Raw genomic sequence first — 18,901 nt, 5'->3', positions numbered from 1 at the left:
ACGTCGGTTTCAATCTCAATCGCAGCGGGGCAAGTCCATTGACAGACTACCTTGTCGAGACCGCAAGGCTCACAAAGGAATTCTCGGGTTTTTTCGCGGTCAGCAACGTTACCCTGAAGGTGCGCAAGGGCACGATCCACGCCCTCATCGGTCCCAACGGGGCAGGCAAAACCACCTGCTTCAATCTGTTGACGAAGTTCATCAGGCCGAGCACCGGCACGATCAAATACAAGGGCAGGGACATCACCGGCCTCGGGGCTGCGGATGTCGCCCGCCTGGGTATGGTGCGGTCGTTCCAGATATCTGCGGTGTTCGCGAAAATGTCCGCCCTCGACAATGTTCGCGTTGCCCTGCAGCGCGAACGCGGCGGCTCGTTCGATTTCTGGCGATCGCGCCGCGTGCTTGACCGATACCGCGACAGGGCGGCCGAACTGCTCGACGATGTCGGCCTGTCCGAATACGCATCGGCGCCTGCGGGCGAACTATCCTATGGTCGTAAACGGGCGCTCGAGATTGCGACCACACTGGCTCTCGATCCCGAAATGCTGCTGCTTGATGAGCCGATGGCCGGCATGGGCCAGGAGGATATCGACCGTATCGCGGACCTGATCCTGCATGTCGCGCGGAAGAGGACAATACTGATGGTTGAGCACAATCTCAACGTAGTGGCAAAATTATCGGATGAAATCACTGTCCTGACGCGGGGGCAGATACTGACCAATGGCAGCTATGACGAACTGACAAGAGACCCGCGGGTGCAGGAAGCCTACCTTGGAGCCGGGCATGGCTGAAGCTGTGTACGGAGACAGAATGGACGCCGCGACGGCTTCGGAAAACCTTCTGGAATTGCGAAATGTCGAGGCATGGTACGGTGAATCCCATGTGCTGCACGGTATCGACTTCGCTGTTGCCAGGGGTGAGGTCGTTACATTGCTCGGCCGCAACGGTGCGGGCAAGACCACCACGCTCAAATCGATCATGGGCATCATCGGTAAGCGCAGCGGTTCGATCTGTTTTGATGGAGCCGAGCTGATTGGCAAGTTCTCCGACAGGATCGCCCGCGCAGGGGTTGCCTATTGTCCGGAAGAGCGCGGTATCTTCTCGAGCCTCACAGTACGCGAAAACCTTTCCCTTCCGCCGGTCGTGCGCAAGGGCGGCATGACCTATGACGAGATCTACGCGCTGTTTCCAAACCTCAAGGAACGCACCGCGAGCCAGGGCACCAAATTGTCCGGTGGCGAGCAACAGATGCTGGCAATTGGCCGCATCCTGCGAACCGGGGCCAGATTCGTGATGCTGGATGAACCCACCGAGGGGCTGGCTCCGGTGATCGTCCAGCAGATCGGCCGTACCATCGAACAGCTGAAGGCCAAAGGCTTCACGATCCTGCTCGTCGAGCAGAATTTCCGCTTCGCCGCCAGCGTGGCCGACCGCCACTATGTGATCGAGCAGGGGAAGGTCGTCGACAGCTTCTCCAACACCGAGCTTTCGAGCAATACGGACGCGGTCAAAGCCTATCTCGGCGTCTGATCGGCAACCTTTAGAAATCAGGACGATATTCGTGCAGGCACTCTTGGCGCAATTACTGGTGGGACTGATCAACGGCTCGTTTTATGCGTTGCTCAGTCTTGGACTTGCCGTGATCTTCGGCATGCTGAACATCATCAATTTTGCGCATGGCGCGCTCTATATGATTGGCGCATTCTGCGCCTATTTCCTGCTGACTTATCTCGGGCTCGGCTATTGGTGGTCTCTGCTTCTGGTGCCGATCATCGTTGGTGGGTTCGGCATACTGCTAGAGCGCTTGCTGATACGGCGGGTCGCCAGCCTCGATCATCTTTATGGCCTGCTTCTGACCTTCGGTCTGGCCTTGGTCTTGCAAGGCGTGTTTCTGGCCTGGTTCGGGTCGTCCGGGCTCCCTTATCCGATTCCCGCGCAGATGAAGGGGGCGATCAATCTCGGCTTCATGTTCCTGCCGAAATATCGCGCCTGGGTCGTTGTGTTTTCGCTGCTGGTCTGTATCGCCACATGGTACATGATCGAGCGGACGCGCCTGGGGTCTTATCTTCGGGCGGCGACCGAAAATCCGGCGCTGGTTCGTGCCTTCGGCATCAACGTGTCGCTGATGGTCACGCTGACTTATGGTTTTGGTGTTGCGCTCGCTGCACTCGCCGGCGTTTTGTCGGCGCCGATCAATCAGGTTGCGCCGCTGATGGGCGCCGATTTGATGATCGTGGTGTTTGCGGTTGTCGTCATCGGCGGCATGGGATCGATCATGGGATCGATCATTGCCGGTTTTGCGCTCGGCGTTGTGGAAGGTCTGACCAAGTATCTATACCCTGAAGCTGCAAGCACGGTGATTTTCGTCCTCATGGTGCTGGTCCTGCTGCTGCGGCCGTCGGGGCTTGCCGGACGACAGACTGACGCCAAGCCTGCGTCCGATGGCGGGCAACCCGCTGGCGCTTCCTCGGGCAGGGCCTATGAAAAATACGCAATTCCCGTGCTTGCCTGCATCCTGCTGCTGCTGCCGCTGACGCAGATTTATCCGTTCTTTGTCATGCAGGCACTTTGCTTCGGGCTGGTCGCAAGCGCCTTCAGCCTGCTGATCGGGTATGCCGGGCTTCTGTCGTTCGGACATGCGATGTTCTTCGGAACCGCCGGCTATATTACTGCGCATGCACTCAAAGTCTGGGGCGTGTCGCCCGAAATCGGCATTGTTCTCGGCGTCGTGTCATCCATGCTTGTTGGCGTGGTTGCCGGGTTCATCTCGATCCGCCGGCAGGGCATCTATTTCGCGATGATTACCCTCGCATTGTCGCAGATGATGTATTTCGTCTACATGAAAGCACCTTTCACCCATGGGGAGGATGGCATTCAGGGAATTCCGCTCGGCCATCTTTTCGGAATTTTCGATCTGTCTGACACGAACACGCTTTACTACGTGATTGTCGCTGGCTTCCTCATCGGCATCATGTTCGTTTACCGGATCATGAACTCGCCCTTTGGCGAGGTCCTGTTGTCGATCCGGGAAAATGAGCAGCGTGCCATATCGCTTGGCTACAAGGCTGATCACTACAAGTTTCTGGCATTTGTCCTTTCGGCAGCCCTGGCCGGGTTTGCCGGTTCGCTCAAGGTTTTCGTGGGGCAGAACGCTTCGCTGACCGATGTCCATTGGGCGATGTCGGGTGAAATTGTCCTGATCACGCTGATCGGCGGGCTGGGCACGCTGATGGGCCCTGTGGCCGGCGCATTCGTCATCATCGCCATGCAGCAATACCTTGCGGGTTTCGGCCAATGGGTAACCGTCATGCAGGGCGCCGTTTTCATTCTCTGCGTTCTGGTTTTCCGTCGCGGTCTGGTGGGAGAAATTGCTTCGCTTGTGCAAAGGGTTCGCCCGTTCAAAGCCATCACCGCCGCAGAAAAGCTGCAGGTTGAATGAGATCATGTGCCCCGCTTTCCCAGGCGTTGCCGACAACGCCCTTCTCGAACACCTCGACCGGCTCATCGCCTTCAACACCGTAAGCGCCCGTTCCAATCTCGCGATCATCGGCTGGATCGAGCACTATTGCCGAAACCATGGCGGACGTACACGCCGCTTTGAAAACGAAGGCGGCGACAAGGCCAATCTGCTGGTCAGCTTTGGTCCGGACAGGCCCGGTGGCATTGTGCTTTCGGCCCATACCGACGTTGTTCCGACCGAAGGGCAGGCGTGGAGGGGCGACCCGTTCCGGATGCGCCGCGGCAATGGCCGTCTGATCGGGCGCGGTACCGCCGATATGAAGGGTTTCATCGCATGCTGCCTTGCGGCGGTGCCTGAGGTTTCGCAAATGGCGCTGGAACGCCCTCTGCATCTGGCCTTTTCCCATGACGAGGAGACCGGTTGCAACGGTGTCAGGCCGATGGTGGACTGGATCGCAGGATCGGGACTGGCGCCACGGCTCGCCATCATCGGAGAGCCATCTTCCATGCAGGTGGTCAATGCCCATAAGGGCTGCCTGATTACGCGCGTGCGGGTTTCGGGAAAGCCGGGACACTCCTCGAAACCGGAGATTTGTGTGAACGCGGTCACCGTCGCAGCACGGCTGATCACCGAAATCGAACATCGCCACGTCGCTTTACGCGACGGCCCGCGCTTCGAGCGACTGGATCCGCCCCAAAGTACGACGCAGGTCAACAGGATTGTCGGCGGCAACGCGCTCAACATTGTTGCGGAAGACTGCGAATTCCTGTGGGAGGCGCGCTTCATACCCGGGGAGAATGACCAGGTTCTGCTCGATGACATCAGGGCATTTGCGGCAGCAGAACTGGAACCTGCCATGAAGGCGGTCGAGGCGTCCTGCGGCATCGATTTCAGCATTGAAGCCCACGTTCCGGCACTTGAGCCGAATGCCGATCCGGCGCTTGAACGGGACGTCATGGCGCTTCTCGGTCAGAGCGAAGCGGACGCGGTTTCCTATGGTTCAGAGGCCGGCATTTTTCAACGCGCCGGCATTCCCGCCATCATCTGCGGTCCCGGCGATATGGCCGATGCACACCGGGCAGAAGAATATGTCACCGAGGCCGAACTGCGGACATGCGTCGACTTCCTGGGATCGTTGATCGGCAAAATGAATATTTCGCCACAGCTTACGGCGTCTAGATTTTAAGGTCAGGTTCGCATGGTTTCCGGTTCAGTTGGGAATGACCGAATGCATGCGCTTCAGGCAGCGCAGCGTGAAACTGGAGCGGGAATGGCGTATGCCCGGAACCTTGTAAAGTCTGGTGCGCAGGAATTCCTCGTAGCCCGCCGTTCCGTCGACGGCGACCTTCAGAAGATAGTCATACTCGCCGGTGGTGAGATAGACCTCCAGCACTTCTGGCATCGACGCCATGGCGCGCCCGAATTTTTCGAGAACGTCATCATCGTGGCGATCAAGCGTGATCTCGATGATGACAGTCTCCGCAGCCCCGAGAAGGGCCTGGTCCAGTATTGCGATGTAGCCGGTGATGTAGCCGTCGGATTCAAGTCTGCGGATGCGCTGCCAGCACGGACTTGGCGACAAGCCGACACGTTCGGCAATCTGGGTATTGGAGAGGCGGGCGTCCTCAAGCAGCAACCTGAGAATTTTGCGATCGATTGCATCAAGGGGTTTCAATGAATGAACTCCAGATATTTGGTTGCCGATATCGTGAACTGCAGAGTTATCATTCGCATAAATTCGCATTTTGCAGTCAAAAAATATATAAAATTCTTCATTTGCAGAAGAAATAGTTATCTTCGTGTTTGTGGGCTTGGAGCATTGAAACATTCGGGGAAATTCGGTCATGGGCAGTATTGAATACGACCTCCTGATCAAGGGCGGGCGGGTGATCGATCCCGAAAGCGGTTGCGACGAGATCGCCGATGTCGGCATTCGTGCCGGCAAGATCGTGAAGATCGGTGCGCTTCAGTCTGGCAGAAGCATCATCGACGGGTCGGGCAAGGTTGTCTGTCCGGGCTTCATCGACCTCCATGCCCATGGCCAGTCGGTGGCGGCCGACTGGATGCAGGCGTTCGACGGGGTAACGACGGCGCTTGAACTCGAAGTCGGCGCGCTGCCGGTTGCCGCCTGGTACGAAAGCCAGCAAGCCAGAGGACGGGTTCTCAATTATGGCGCAGCCGCAAGCTGGATTTTCGCGCGAAAGCAGGTGATGGGCGGGATCGTACCCGTTCCCGGCAAGCATCCGATGGAGATGATGGGCGAGGGGGCCGACAATCGCGGCGGCTGGTCGAGCGACGTCGCCGATCCAACGTGCGTTGCCGACATCTGTTCCATTGTCGAGGCGGGAATACGCGAAGGGGGCATCGGCATCGGAATTCCGAGCGGTTATGCTTCGGGCGCCGGCGTCAAGGAGATGACGCAAATCTGCAGCCTTGCCGCGCGCTACGGGATGCCGACTTTCACGCATATTCCGTTCATGTCGAATGTCGATCCTGAGAGCTCGGAAGAGGCTTACATCCGCATTATCGGTTACGCGGCTGCAACCGGCGCCCACATGCATATCTGCCATCTCAATTCGACGTCGCTCGGCGATATCGCCCGTTGCCGGGAGCTGTTGCTGAATGCCCAGGCCCGTGGTCTGCCGATTACCGTCGAAGCCTATCCCTATGGCACCGGTTCCACCGTGGTCTCTGCCAGTTTCTTCGCAGCCCCGGATTTTACCCAGCGCACGGGGTCCGGTTATGACAGCATCGAGCTTGTCCACAACCGCCACCACATGCGCGACCGCGACGAACTCATGGCTGTCCGCAGCGAGGAGCCGGCTGCCCTCGTTGCCTGGCATTTCCTTGATGTCGAAGCCGATGAAGCCAATCAGCGACTGCTGGATCTGTCGGTGCTCTATCCTGGCGGCATCATCGCATCCGATGCCATGCCGTGGGTCGAGCCCGACGGTACGATCTACCGGGGAGAGGAGTGGCCCCTGCCGCCAACGCTTTCCGCCCATCCGCGCTCTGCGGGCACGTTTACCAGGTTCCTTGGCGAGTATTGCCGGCTTGGCGGCAAGATCGGGCTTGTCGAGGCGATCGCCAAATGCACCGTCCTTCCCGCCCGTGTGCTCGAACCCTGCTTGCCCGCGTTCAGGCGCAAGGGACGTCTTCAGGAGGGTTGTGATGCCGATATCGTGGTTTTTGACCCGGCGACAATCTCCGACAGGGCGCACTTTGCTGATATGACGCGCTCTGCGGTCGGCATGGAAGCGGTCATCGTCGGTGGCACGCCGGTGATTGTCCACGGCGAACTGGACACGGCTGTCCGGCCGGGCAGGCCACAGAGGACGGAGGTGGCCCGTGGCTAGTTTTCCGGTATGCGAGCCGGTGCCGGTAGTGCTGGTGACCGGATTTCTCGGCGCGGGAAAGACGACCCTGGTCAATGGACTGCTTGAGGCAGATCATGGACTGACGCTGGCGGCGATCGTCAACGACTTCGGAGCTATCAATATCGATGAGACGCTCCTGTCGGCGGCAGGGCAGCCGGTCTACGGCCTGGCCAATGGCTGCATCTGTTGTTCGCTGCAAGGCGATTTGCTGAGGACGCTGCGCTTCATCCTTGCCGTCAAGCCTCACCCCGATGCAATCGTCATCGAGGCGAGCGGCACTTCAGATCCGCGCGGAATCATCGAGACCCTTTGCGATCCGGTGCTGCGCGATGCGGTAAAGCTCGATGCGGTGGTGACGGTGGTCGATGCCGAAGACTTCGACGAAAGAGACGCGCTCTGGCGTTCCCAGCTCTATGCTTGTGATTTCGTGGTGCTGGCAAAGACTGAAGGCGCAATTCCCGAAAGGCTCCAGGTGCTCGATCTGATATTATCGGAGGCGAAAAAGGCGCACGTTTTCAAGTGCGGTATCAAGGACAGAATTCCTGTGGACGCTTTGCTCGGCAATAGTCGGGATCGCCCATCTGCGTTTATGGCGCGTGGGCCTCTACCAATTCGCGATGAACGTTTCCGGCGACTGGACTGGTCGCATCCGGAACCAGTTTCACTTGAACGGTTTCAAAGCGTGATTCAGCACCTCGTGCCGGTTCTGGTGCGGGCCAAAGGGTATGTGAGGGTGAAGGGAAAAGCCGGGACCTATCTCTTCCAGCTGGTCGGTCGCCGCGCCAGCATGGCGCCTGTCGAAACACAGCATCTCGGTTCGCAACTCGTCTTCATCGGATACGCGGAAAAATTCGATGCAGAGGCTGCTGCCACTGAGCTTGAAGCCCTGAAGCGCGGATAATCCGTTTATCGTATCCACGGAGCAATCATGTCGGAGATCATCGTTCTTGGTGCCGGAATGGTCGGCGTCGCAACAGCCCTCTCACTGCAGGCGAGAGGGCATGATTGCGTCATCGTTGATCGGTCGCCGCCAGGGAGGGAAACCAGCTACGGCAATGCCGGTATCATTCAAGCAGAGGCTGTCGAACCCTATTCATTGCCGGCCAACCCGCTGCTGCTGCTGGCAATGGCGCTCGGCCGCAAGAACGCGGTTCGCGTTGACTGGCTGACGCTTCCCGCGCAGGTGCCGGCGCTCCTGTCCTACTGGCGTTCGTCGATGCCCGGTTCGCTTCGCAAGATCATTCCCGTCTGGCGGGGGTTAATCGAGGAAGCCATCCCGCGCCACGCGGCGTTGATCGAGGCTGCGGGCGCTGGAAACCTGGTCCGCGAGAACGGCTACTGGGAAGCCTATGAAACGGAGGCAGGTCTGGCCGCAGGTGTGCTGGCGGCCGAGCGGCGGAGAGCAATCTACGGGCTTGAATTCACGACGGCCGACCGGGATGCGCTGCAGCGGGAGGAGCCGGCGCTAAAACGGTCGCTGGCTGGTGCAATAAACTGGTCGGCCGCCTGGTCGTGTGCTGATCCCGGCGAGCTCGTCGGCTCTTATGCCGCGCTGTTCGAAAAACGGGGCGGACGGATCATTTCCGGCGATGCCGCATCGCTTGAACGGTCTGGTCACAGGTGGTCCGTTGCCGGAGAAACCGCCGCCGCAGTGGTCGTTTCGCTCGGTCCCTGGTCGCCGCAACTCGTCAGTCGCTTCGGCTATCATGTCCCGATGGTGCGAAAGCGCGGCTATCATCGACATTACCGAAGCGACGAGACGTTGAGCCGGCCAATGATGCTTTCCGACCATTCCGTAGTCATGTCGCCAATGCTCAAGGGGCTGCGCATCGCATCTGCGGCCGAGCTTTCCAGCGCGGCACCAAGCGATGATCCGAGGCAGCTTTTGCGCGGCGAAGCGGTGGTGAGAACCTTGCTTGATATCGGCGAGCCGGTTGAGGCCAAGCCGTGGTCGGGGACCCGCCCGTGCCTTCCGGGAATGTTGCCGCTGGTCTGCAAGGCACCGCGACACGAGGGGTTGTGGTTCCATTTTGGTCACGGCCATCAAGGCTTCACGCTCGGGCCGGTCACCGCGGAGCGGCTGGCGCGTGCCTTTGACGGCGATGGCAGTGCGATCAAGGGGCTCGACGCGGCTCTGCTCCGGTAGCTGGCCGCGCCTTGCGTCTTCACATCCGTGCGGCGGCCTCAGCAACGAGTTTCAGGCGGCGTTTCTTGGCTGTCTTGATCCTGTCTTGCATGATGGCCAGCACCTCTGCGGGAGCGGTGTCGGGGGAGCCGGCATCGAAAGGCGGCGCCGGGTTGTATTCGATGCGCAGCTGGATCGTTTCGGCGGCCTGTTGGCTCACAAGTTCGGCGATGACCGTCAGACCGAGATCGATGCCGGCGGTGACGCCGCCACCGGTAATGCGATTGCGGTCGATGCAGACCCGTTCCGTCGACACGATTGCGCCGAGCATGGGCAGGGCTTCACGCGCGCTCCAGTGGGTCGCGGCCCGGTATCCCTTGAGCAGTCCTGCGGCAGCGAGCACGATGGAGCCTGTGCAGACCGAGGTGACATATTGCGCATTTTCAGCTTGCCGACGCAGGAATGACAGCACTTCCTCGTCAGCGAGCAGATCATCGGTTCCATAGCCGCCCGGCACGCAGATGACGTCGAGGGGAGGGCAGTCTGCGAGCGTCATCGTCGGGGTGATGAAAAGTGGCGTATCGCTTTGAACCGGATCGAGGCTCTTCCAGAGAAGATGCACTTCTGCGTCGGGATGACTTGCGAAAACCTGAAGCGGGCCGGTCATGTCCAGCTGGGTGATGTTTGGGAAGACGAGAAGGCCGATTTGCAGGGGTTTGGGCATTTTGGAACCTCAAAAAAATCTTGACCTCGGCAAACTGCCATGTTCAAACTTTCATCGAAATGTCTTAGTTCCCTCATTTACGGACATATGCGTTGATCGCCATACTGATCTTTCCCGATTTTCAGTTACTCGATGCTACCGGCCCGGCCTCGGTGTTCGAGATCGCGCAGCGCTTTGTCCCCGTTCCGCCGAATATCCGAATGGTCACCGCGCAACCCGGCCCGGTGCGCAGTTCATCCGGCGTCGAGGTTCTCGCCTCGGGCCTCAGGGCGGACCGAGCGATCACCACGCTTGTGGTGGCCGGAGGCCTCGGCGTGGAAAACCTGTTGGCTTGCGACAAGACCATGTCTTTCATTCGCAGGATGGCCAGGCGAGGGGTGAGAATTGCGAGCGTATGCTCTGGCGCCTACCTGCTTGCGCAAGCTGGTTTGCTGAAAGGCCGAAAGGCAACGACGCACTGGTGCCGCACCCAGGACTTCGTGACGCGTTTCCCGGATGTCAGGCTCGACCCGGAGCGGATTTTTCTGCGGGACGGAAACATCTGGACATCTGCGGGGATCACCGCCGGCATAGACCTCGCGCTGGCGATCGTCGCTGAAGATTTCGGTGATGATATCGCCAAGGAAACCGCGCGCCAGCTCGTGCTTTATCATCGGCGTGGCGGCGGGCAGTCCCAGTTCTCGTCATTGCTCGAGTTGAAGACACCGGATGGCCGCTTTGCGCCCTTGCTTTCATGGGTGCGCGAAAATCTCGACAAGCGCCATACGGTGGAAAGCCTTGCCGAGCGCGCAGGTCTCAGTCCTCGTCATTTCGCTCGCGTGTTTACTGCGGAAACGGGCGCCACGCCGTCGAAAGCGATCGAGCGGTTGCGGCTGGAGGTAGCACGAGAGCGTGTGCAGTCCTCTGGGGAGTTGATCGAGCGCGTGGCGGAAACGACCGGCTTCGGCGATGCGGAGCGCATGAGGCGCGCATTCGTGCGCGCATTCGGCCACCCGCCGCAATCGGTACGCAGGTCGGCACGTTCAGAATAGAGCGCTGCGGCGCGGATCAGACATGCAGCGCGCGTCCCAGCACGCGCAGAGCCGCTTCCTGAAAAGCCTCTCCAAGCGTCGGATGGGCATGGATGGTTGCAGCCACGTCTTCCGCCACCGCCCCCATTTCGAGCGCCAGACCGAAGGCCGCGCTCAGTTCAGATACGCCGTTTCCGACCGCCTGAATGCCGACCACCAGTCCATCGGACTTACGGCAGGCCATCCGCACAAATCCGCTGTCGTCCTGCATCGTCATTGCGCGCGCGTTGGCGGAAAACGGGAAAATCGCCACATCGACGTCGGTCCCCTGTCGTGCCGCCTCCTCCGGCGAGAGGCCGACGGTGACAATCTCGGGGTCGGTGAAACAGACCGCCGGGACCGACACATGGTTCCAGCGTCTTCTGGCGCCCGAAATAAATTCTGCAACCAGCGTTCCCTGCGCCATGGCGCGATGCGCAAGCATCGGTTCACCGGTAACATCGCCGATTGCGTAGACTTCGCGCATGGATGTCCTGCACCGGTCATCGACACGAATGAAACGGCCATCCATCTCGAGATCCAGCTCCTCAAGCCCCCATCCTTGCGTGAGTGGATTACGCCCGACCGTGACCAGTATCTTGTCGGCAGCAATCTCGCGCATTGTTGTGCCGATCCTGACACGCAGCGCATTGCCGTTTTCCGTCAAACCTTCAGCGCTTGCGCCGGTCAGTACCTCCATTCCAAGCGCGGCCAGCCGGTTGGCGACGGGTTTTGTCAATGCCGCATCATATTGCGGCAGAATGCGCTCGCCGCGTTCAATCACGGTCACCCGGGAACCAAGTTTCTGATACGCGGTCCCGATTTCGAGCCCGATATAGCCACCGCCGACAACAGCCAGTTTTTCAGGCACGGCCTGGAGCGACAGGGCTTGGGTCGATGAAATCGTGTCGCCGCCAAAAGGCAGTTGCGGCAGGCTGATCGGCTGGGAACCGGTGGCGATAACCACATGCTCGGCGCGTATGCGGATGATGCCGTTTTCGGTCGTCAGGTCTACCGTTTTCCCGTCGACAAAACGCGCATGGCCGGTAAACTGGCGCACCTTGGCCTTCTTGAGAAGGCCGCCGACCCCCGATGTCAGCCGCGACACGATCTTGTCTTTCCATCTGATTGTCGAAGGCAGGTCAATGGTGGGGGCGCCGGCGGCGATGCCCAATTCGTTGTTCGCCCCGAAAGACCTTGCCCGCGCAAACTCCTCGCCCGCATGAATGAGAGCCTTGGAAGGGACGCAGCCAATATTGAGGCAGGTCCCGCCCACGCTGCCGGCATCCACTATGACGGTGTCGAGACCCAGTTGCCCCGCGCGGATCGCGCAAACATAGCCCCCCGGCCCGGCGCCGATCACCAGTACCCTGCACTTGATTTCGTCCATACTATCCCTCGACAAACATGACTGCGGGACCTTCGAGCAGCACCTTCAATTTCTGCACGAAAACCGCGGCGTCCCAGCCATCGATCACCCTGTGATCGAAACTGCATGAAATATTCATCATCTGGCGCGGCTCGAACGCGCCCTCGATCCAGATAGGCCGCCGCGCAATTTTGTTGATGCCGACAATGGCGACTTCCGGGCGGTTGATGATCGGTGTCGTTGCCAGCGCGCCGAGTGCACCCAGCGACGAAATCGAGATCGTTGAGCCACTCAGTTCCTGGCGGGTGGCAGCACCCTTGCGCGCGGCCTCGGCCAACCTCGCGATTTCTGTTGCTGCGTCCCAGAGCCCCATTGCTTCAGCATGGCGGACGACTGGCACCATAAGGCCGTTCGGTGTTTGCGTGGCGATGCCGATGTGAACTGGCTCGAACTGGCGGATAATATTCTCGTCATCGAGAAAATGTGCATTCAGGCCGGGTTGTTCGGCGACGGCGCGCACAATTGCGCGCATGATGAAAGGCAGCATCGTCAGTTTGCCCCGCACGACCGCGTGATCCCCATTCAACAGCCTGCGCAAGTCTTCCAGCGCGGTAACGTCCACCTCCTCGACGATGGTGATATGCGGGATATGGCTATTGGCGGCTGCCATGCGCTCGGCGATTTTCCGCCTCAGTCCCACGACCTTGATATCCTCCACAGCGGTTTTGCGGTGTGGGCCCGCTGCGGCTGTCGCGATATCGGCATCCCCCGAATAGTCGGTGAGATCGTCATGGGTGATCCGCCCCGCAGGGCCGGAGCCGGGTACAAGCCGCAAGTCGATCCCCGTATCAAGGGCGCGCTTGCGTACGGAGGGAGATGCGACCGGTCGCGTTGCGACAACACGGGCGGGTGAAAATGACTGTTTTCGTTCGTTCTCGACCGTGGCCGTTCTTGTTTGTTTGACCGGATCCGGCGACGGCGCGGGAGGCGTCTCCACCTCTGGTGCCTTCCGGGGGGCATCAGCCGCTCCGTTCTCTTGGTTGCCAATTTTCGTGGTGGGCTCGCCAGATCCGGATTTCAACGGCCCGGTATAATTGCCTTCGCCTTCCACATCGAGGTGGATGAGTTCGGCGCCGACGGCAATCCGGTCTCCTATGTCCCCTGCGAGCCAGATCACCTTGCCGCTTACGGCCGTGGGAATTTCTACCGTCGCCTTGTCCGTCATCACGGCGGCGATTACGTCGTCTTCACGGACGATATCGCCCGGCTTGACCTGCCATTCGACCAGCTCGGCCTCTGCAATACCCTCGCCGACATCTGGCATTCTGATCGCATATGTGCCCATCTAAGCCTCCTGCATCACACGTGCATACGCCTGTTTCACGCGCGCGGGGCTGGGAAAATAATCCCATTCCTGCGCATGCGGATATGGCGTGTCCCAGCCGGCAACCCTCTCGATACCGGCTTCGAGGTGATAGAAGCAGCGCTCCTGAACTATGGCGGCCAGTTCCGCGCCAAACCCCGATGTTCGTGTCGCTTCATGAACGATGACGCACCGTCCGGTTTTCTTTACCGATTCAGTGATGGTTTCCTCATCGAGCGGCAAAAGCGTGCGCAAATCGATGACTTCGGCGTCGATGCCGCTTTCCTCCACCGCCGCCAGCGCCACATAGACCATGGTTCCATAGGTCAGGACGGTCAGTGCCTTGCCCTCACGCCGGATCGCGGCCTTGCCGAGCGGCACGGTATAGTGATCGTCCGGCACCTCGGAGAGCGCATGCTTTTTCCACGGCGTTACCGGTCGGTCGTGATGCCCATCAAAAGGTCCGTTGTAGAGGCGTTTGGGTTCCAGAAAAATGACCGGATCAGGGTCTTCAATGGCTGCGAGCAGAAGCCCTTTGGCGTCATAAGGGTTCGACGGCACGATCGTTTTTAGACCTGCGACATGGGTAAAAAGCGCTTCGGGGCTTTGGCTGTGGGTCTGCGCACCGAAGATGCCGCCACCTGTGGGCATGCGGATCACCAGCGGACAGGTGAATTCACCAGCCGAGCGATAGCGCAGTCGTGCCGCCTCCGACACGATCTGGTCATAGCCGGGATACATGTAATCGGCGAACTGGATCTCGACGCAGGGACGCAAGCCATAGGCCGCCATGCCGACTGCTGCGCCAACAATGCCCAATTCGCTGATCGGCGTGTCAAAGCAACGGTGATTGCCGTATTTCTTCTGCAGGCCCGCCGTGCAGCGAAACACGCCGCCAAAATAGCCGACGTCCTCGCCGAAGACGACCACCTTTTCATCGGCGTCCATAGCGACATCCTGCGCATTCTGGATTGCCTCGATCATCGTGCGTCGCGTCATGATCAATACCCCGCCTGATGTCGTTGGCGGACGAGATGCGGCGGCATCACCTCGAAGACGTCCTCGAAGATGTCGCGCTGTGAAGGCATCCGACCGGATTGCAGCGTGCCGATGGCTTCAGATGTCTTCTGGGCTTTCAGGACAGTCTCCATGATTTCCGCCTCGGCCTGCACATGGCGCTCTTCGCTCCATATCCCACGGGCAATCAGGTGCGCTTTGAGCCGCAGGATGGGATCACCTAGCGGCCAGGCATCGCTTTCCTCCTTGGGGCGATAGGCTGTGGGGTCATCGGAGGTGGAATGCCCGCCCGCACGATAGGTTACATACTCGACAAGGGTGGGGCCGAGATTGCGCCGGGCGCGTTCGGCAGCCCATTTCGCCACCGCGTGAACGGCGAGAAAGTCATTGCCGTCAACGCGCAGCGACGGAATGCCGAAGCCGTGACCGCGCGCCGCCAGGGTTCCCGAACCGCCGCGTGCTATGCCCTGAAACGTGGAAATCGCCCATTGATTGTTGACGATATTGAGGACCACCGGGGCCTTGTAGGTCGATGCGAATACAAGCCCGGCGTGAAAGTCGCTTTCTGCCGTCGAGCCGTCGCCGATCCAAGCGGCGGCAATCTTGTCGTCACCCGAGATCGCCGAAGCCATCGCCCAGCCAACGGCCTGAATGTACTGGGTCGCGAGATTGCCGGATATCGAAAAGAAGCCGTGTTGCCTGGAAGAATAGAACACCGGCAACTGCCGCCCGCGCGCACTGTCGCCGTCATTGGAATAGACCTGGTTCATCATCGAGGTCATCGGATAGCCGGCCGCAATCAACAGACCAGCCTGGCGATAGGTCGGGAAATTCATGTCTCCGGCTTCAAGAGCCTTGCCGAATGCACAGCTGATCGCTTCCTCACCCAGATGCTGCATGTAGAAGGAGCACTTGCCCTGACGCTGGGCAATCACCATGCGCGCGTCATAGATACGCAGCGTCATCATGTCCTTCAGCCCGGTTTTCAGTTCCTCATCGTTCAGCAAGCCCGCCCAGGGACCGACAGCCTCTCCTTCGCGGTTCAAAACGCGGATAATCGAGAAGGCCAGGTCGCGCATGCCTTGCGGATCCTCGTCAATCGCGGGGCGACGCACCTCGCCGGCGCCATCGACCTCAACCCAGGAAAAATCAGGCTTGTCGCCGGGCCGGAATTCGGGTTCCGGCACGCTCAAGGACAAGGGCGAATGGGGGGCTTTCATCTTACCTGTATCCGGCAATTCGCAGACCTTCCGTTTTCGCAGACATTTCAGCGCTTGCGTCGTCAGCCTTGATGTCGCAGCAGTCGAACACGCCCGGCATTTTCCGAACGCGCTCCATCCAGGTTTCCGCGCGCAGAGGACCAACCGGTTCATAATCGATACGCACTTCCGCGATATCGGTCTCGTCCGTGGCAATTGTCGCGATTGTCATCGAGACAAGCACGAAGTTCATTCTCCGCAACTCGTCGAGCGCGCGCATCGCATGGTCGAACACAGTCGTCGTTCTGAAGCGGGATGTTCTCATGTTGCCTCCGAAGAACATTTTAGCGGAGAGGCTCGAAAATTTTTCACTTATCTTTGGGGATATTTGCCTATCCCAGAAATTTTCTTCTGAATTTTTCGTCCTGTTCCGGCGATTGTTTCAACCAATAATCACTCGGAGACGTGCGTTCTCGCGGATCCCGCCTATCCGCAAGCCTATTTGTTCCGGAAAACCGGCTCACGCTTGTTTGCGAAGGCGTCCATGCCCTCTTTTTGATCTTCGGTTGCAAACAGCGAATAGAAAGCCCGGCGTTCGAACCGGATACCCTCCTGAAGGGGCGTCTCGAAAGCGCGGTTGACGGCATCTTTTGCAAGCAGGACGGATGGCCGGCTAAAGCCGGCGATAGCCCTGGCCGCTTCAAGCGCCACAGTCATGACCTGATCATGCGGGACGATCCGCGCGACCAGGCCGGCACGTTCTGCTTCCTCGGCATCCATCATGCGCCCGGTCAAAATAAGGTCCATCGCCTTTGCCTTGCCCACTGCATGCGTCAAGCGCTGGGTGCCGCTCCAGCCGGGGATGACCCCAAGCTTGATTTCGGGTTGCCCGAATTTCGCCTTTTCCGATGCAATGACGATATCGCACATCATCGCGATCTCGCAGCCGCCACCGAGCGCGAACCCGTTGACCGCGGCGATCATCGGCGTACGGGTGGCCGCAAAGCGTTCCCATTCGGCCTGCTTGTCGGCCATGAACATATCCATATAGGATTTGCCGGCCATCTCCTTGATGTCCGCACCGGCGACAAAAGCCTTGTCCCCTGCACCCGTCAAGACGATGCAGCCGATTGCCTCATCCGCATCAAACCCGGCGGCGGCGGCCAGCAATCCGTCCATGACCGTGTGATTGACCGCGTTCAGTGCCTCCGGGCGATTGATGGTAATGATGCCGACGCCGCCATCTATTGAAGTCTCTATTTCGCTCATATTATCAACTCCGCGCCGCTGTTTTCAGATACTCAATGATGCCCGAGAAATCCTTGCCCGCTCCGCTTCCAGACGCGAAGCGGTCGTAGAGTTGTCTGGCATTCAAACCCATTGGCGTCGATTGTCCCACCTGGGCTGCTGCCTCCTGGGAGAGGCCAAGGTCTTTGAGCATTAATTCTGCCGCAAATCCTGGCTTGTAGTCGTTGTCAGCGGGGGATTGCGGACCAATGCCGGGCACCGGACAATACGTATTGACCGACCAGCATGCCCCCGAAGATGTCGATATGACGTCAAAGGCAGCTTGCGCGGAAAGCCCCAGCTTTTCGGCCAGAGCAAACGCTTCGCAAGCACCGATCATGGAAATGCCCAAAAGCATGTTGTTGCATATTTTGGCGGCCTGTCCCGTTCCCGCTTCCCCGCAATGGACCGCCTTTTGCCCCATGGTATCGAACAGCGGCTTTGCCATTTCAAATGCCGCGTCGCTGCCGCCGACCATGAAGGTGAGCGTGCCGGCAGCGGCACCGCCGATCCCGCCGGACACTGGCGCGTCAAGCGGCAACAGGCCGGCCGCTGATGCCATCTCGTGCGCCTTTTTGGCGCTGCCTACATCGATGGTCGAGCAATCGATGATCGCGGCGCCTTTTCGGGCAGCGGGAACCACATCTTCAAACACTCTGAGAGCGATAGCGCCATTGGGCAGCATTGTGATGATGAACGCGGCGTTGCCCACGGCTGCGGCCGCATTTTCAGCAATGGTCATGCCCTCTGCACCTGCCTTTTCGCGGGCGGCGGCAATGGTGTCATAGACGACGAGGTCGTGCCCCGCTTTTTTCAGGTTCACGGCCATTGGCAGGCCCATATTGCCAAGCCCGATGAAAGCAATCCTGCTCATTGGCGCATCTCCCTAAGCCTTGATCTGCAACTCTTCCGCACCCAGCGGTGCAAGCATGGCGCAAACCGTCTCGCGGTCAACGTCCTCCAGTCGTGTAATCCGCCATTTCGGATTGCGGTCCTTGTCTATGATCTGCGCCCGAATTCCCTCGAGAAAATCGCCGTCAGACATCGACCGGTAGGTGAAGCGGAATTCGTGCCGCAGCGCTTCCGACACTGTTTCCAGCGATCGCGCCTGACGGACAAGTTCAAAGGCACAAGCGACAGCGAGTGGACACCCGCGCCTGATCATCGCCGCAGCCCTCTGCGCGAACTCGGAATCATCGGCCTCAAGCGAGCGCAGGCAATCCAATGCAGTTTCACCCCCGAAGTGGCGCTCGATAACGTCGATATGGCGAGCAAGAGCGCTCTCGCCTGCCGAACGTTCAAAGGCATCGATCGCGTCGGGATCGGCCGTTTCCTCAAGTCTGGTCTTCAGCGCTGCGAGATCGCCTGCGTTCACCGCAATATCGGCAAATCCGGAAAAAATCGCATCGCCGTCATTCATACGCCAGCCGGTCATGGCGAGAAATTCACCCAGATGGCCTGGTGCGCGCGCCAGGACGAACGAACAGCCCACATCGGGTACCAGGCCAATACCGCATTCCGGCATCGCTATCATCGAGCGTTCGGTCACAATGCGGTGTGAGCCATGAGCTGAAATTCCGGCGCCGCCGCCCATGACAATGCCGTCCATCAAGGCGACATACGGGGTAGCGCAACCGGCGATCAAGGCATTCATCCGATATTCGTCCGCCCAGAAACTGCGACTGCAGGAAAAATCACCCTCTCGGCCGGTTTGATAAATCTCCGAAAGATCGCCACCGGCACAGAAGGCACGTTCACCCTCTGCGTCGATCAGGATCATGTCGACGTCACCGGTTCTCGACCAGTGATCCAGCGCATGCTCGATCTCCAGCGTCATTTCATGGTTCAACGCATTGAGTGCCTGCGGGCGACTCAGGGTAATCCGACCGGTGCGGCCGACGTTGCGGATATGTATATCGTTCGTGGCCATT

At 59.5% G+C, this 18,901-nt stretch carries 18 protein-coding genes and 1 pseudogene; 9 read left to right on the top strand and 10 right to left on the bottom strand.

Annotated features, from left to right (window positions below; genetic code table 11):
* The first annotated feature begins 38 nt into the window (after window positions 1-38).
* The 5 genes and pseudogenes from HQ843_RS02940 to argE all read left to right on the top strand — a co-directional run bounded on the left by HQ843_RS02940 (window position 39) and on the right by argE (window position 4,646).
* The gene (locus HQ843_RS02940) at window positions 39-791 is read left to right on the top strand and encodes an ABC transporter ATP-binding protein (protein ID WP_180899903.1); all 753 of its coding nucleotides are present in this window, start codon (window positions 39-41) and stop codon (window positions 789-791) included.
* On the top strand, window positions 784-1,530 hold the full coding sequence (locus tag HQ843_RS02935; protein WP_180899904.1) for an ABC transporter ATP-binding protein: 747 nt from the start codon (window positions 784-786) through the stop codon (window positions 1,528-1,530). Before HQ843_RS02940 ends, HQ843_RS02935 begins: the two co-directional genes overlap by 8 nt.
* Before the next feature lie 31 nt (window positions 1,531-1,561).
* A pseudogene (locus HQ843_RS29940) lies at window positions 1,562-2,416 on the top strand (branched-chain amino acid ABC transporter permease); the annotation flags it as partial.
* A gap of 78 nt (window positions 2,417-2,494) precedes the next feature.
* Complete coding sequence (locus tag HQ843_RS29935) at window positions 2,495-3,439, top strand: branched-chain amino acid ABC transporter permease (RefSeq protein ID WP_371822206.1); 945 nt, start codon at window positions 2,495-2,497, stop codon at window positions 3,437-3,439.
* A 4-nt stretch (window positions 3,440-3,443) separates the two neighbouring features.
* A complete protein-coding gene (argE, locus tag HQ843_RS02925) occupies window positions 3,444-4,646 on the top strand; it encodes an acetylornithine deacetylase (protein ID WP_180899905.1) in 1,203 nt (400 codons plus the stop codon).
* A 24-nt stretch (window positions 4,647-4,670) separates the two neighbouring features.
* Here the strand turns inward: argE and HQ843_RS02920 are convergent, their stop codons facing one another.
* Window positions 4,671-5,135 carry an Lrp/AsnC family transcriptional regulator gene (locus tag HQ843_RS02920; protein ID WP_246710258.1) on the bottom strand — a complete coding sequence of 155 codons (465 nt, stop codon included), beginning with the start codon at window positions 5,133-5,135 and terminating at the stop codon, window positions 4,671-4,673.
* 169 nt (window positions 5,136-5,304) lie between these two features.
* Between HQ843_RS02920 and HQ843_RS02915 the strand changes: the two genes are divergently transcribed.
* The 3 genes from HQ843_RS02915 to HQ843_RS02905 are packed head-to-tail and all read left to right on the top strand — an operon-like array spanning window position 5,305 to window position 8,983.
* On the top strand, window positions 5,305-6,816 hold the full coding sequence (locus HQ843_RS02915) for an amidohydrolase family protein (protein WP_180899906.1): 1,512 nt from the start codon (window positions 5,305-5,307) through the stop codon (window positions 6,814-6,816).
* The gene (locus HQ843_RS02910) at window positions 6,809-7,738 is read left to right on the top strand and encodes a CobW family GTP-binding protein (RefSeq protein ID WP_180899907.1); all 930 of its coding nucleotides are present in this window, start codon (window positions 6,809-6,811) and stop codon (window positions 7,736-7,738) included. Before HQ843_RS02915 ends, HQ843_RS02910 begins: the two co-directional genes overlap by 8 nt.
* A 27-nt stretch (window positions 7,739-7,765) precedes the next feature.
* Window positions 7,766-8,983, top strand: a complete 1,218-nt coding sequence (locus HQ843_RS02905) for an NAD(P)/FAD-dependent oxidoreductase (RefSeq protein WP_180899908.1) — start codon at window positions 7,766-7,768, stop codon at window positions 8,981-8,983.
* Between the two features lie 19 nt (window positions 8,984-9,002).
* Here the strand turns inward: HQ843_RS02905 and HQ843_RS02900 are convergent, their stop codons facing one another.
* Window positions 9,003-9,686, bottom strand: a complete 684-nt coding sequence (locus HQ843_RS02900; RefSeq protein WP_180899909.1) for a DJ-1/PfpI family protein — start codon at window positions 9,684-9,686, stop codon at window positions 9,003-9,005.
* Window positions 9,687-9,778: 92 nt separating this feature from the next.
* Between HQ843_RS02900 and HQ843_RS02895 the strand changes: the two genes are divergently transcribed.
* A complete protein-coding gene (locus tag HQ843_RS02895; protein WP_180899910.1) occupies window positions 9,779-10,717 on the top strand; it encodes a GlxA family transcriptional regulator in 939 nt (312 codons plus the stop codon).
* A gap of 16 nt (window positions 10,718-10,733) precedes the next feature.
* On the opposite strand, the gene lpdA is transcribed toward HQ843_RS02895, so the two are convergent.
* The 8 genes from lpdA to HQ843_RS02855 form a co-directional block, all read right to left on the bottom strand.
* Window positions 10,734-12,125: a dihydrolipoyl dehydrogenase gene (lpdA, locus tag HQ843_RS02890; RefSeq protein WP_180899911.1), complete on the bottom strand. Its 1,392-nt coding sequence runs from the start codon at window positions 12,123-12,125 to the stop codon at window positions 10,734-10,736.
* Window position 12,126: 1 nt separating this feature from the next.
* Window positions 12,127-13,449, bottom strand: coding sequence for a dihydrolipoamide acetyltransferase family protein (locus tag HQ843_RS02885; protein WP_180899912.1), 1,323 nt, complete (start codon window positions 13,447-13,449; stop codon window positions 12,127-12,129).
* The gene (locus tag HQ843_RS02880) at window positions 13,450-14,466 is read right to left on the bottom strand and encodes an alpha-ketoacid dehydrogenase subunit beta (protein WP_180899913.1); all 1,017 of its coding nucleotides are present in this window, start codon (window positions 14,464-14,466) and stop codon (window positions 13,450-13,452) included.
* 2 nt (window positions 14,467-14,468) lie between these two features.
* Complete coding sequence (locus tag HQ843_RS02875) at window positions 14,469-15,704, bottom strand: 3-methyl-2-oxobutanoate dehydrogenase (2-methylpropanoyl-transferring) subunit alpha (RefSeq protein ID WP_180899914.1); 1,236 nt, start codon at window positions 15,702-15,704, stop codon at window positions 14,469-14,471.
* A gap of 1 nt (window position 15,705) precedes the next feature.
* On the bottom strand, window positions 15,706-16,008 hold the full coding sequence (locus HQ843_RS02870; protein ID WP_180899915.1) for a hypothetical protein: 303 nt from the start codon (window positions 16,006-16,008) through the stop codon (window positions 15,706-15,708).
* A 173-nt stretch (window positions 16,009-16,181) separates the two neighbouring features.
* Window positions 16,182-16,952: an enoyl-CoA hydratase-related protein gene (locus HQ843_RS02865; RefSeq protein WP_180899916.1), complete on the bottom strand. Its 771-nt coding sequence runs from the start codon at window positions 16,950-16,952 to the stop codon at window positions 16,182-16,184.
* Window positions 16,953-16,956: 4 nt separating this feature from the next.
* Window positions 16,957-17,844: a 3-hydroxyisobutyrate dehydrogenase gene (gene mmsB, locus HQ843_RS02860; protein WP_180899917.1), complete on the bottom strand. Its 888-nt coding sequence runs from the start codon at window positions 17,842-17,844 to the stop codon at window positions 16,957-16,959.
* A 12-nt stretch (window positions 17,845-17,856) separates the two neighbouring features.
* Window positions 17,857-18,900, bottom strand: coding sequence for an enoyl-CoA hydratase/isomerase family protein (locus tag HQ843_RS02855; RefSeq protein WP_180899918.1), 1,044 nt, complete (start codon window positions 18,898-18,900; stop codon window positions 17,857-17,859).
* Between the last annotated feature and the right edge of the window lies 1 nt (window position 18,901).

The organism is Martelella sp. NC20 (assembly GCF_013459645.1).
Classification (GTDB): Bacteria; Pseudomonadota; Alphaproteobacteria; order Rhizobiales; family Rhizobiaceae; genus Martelella.
Note: the sequence above shows the minus strand (reverse complement) of the source record. Positions and strands in the feature narration are given on the sequence as shown.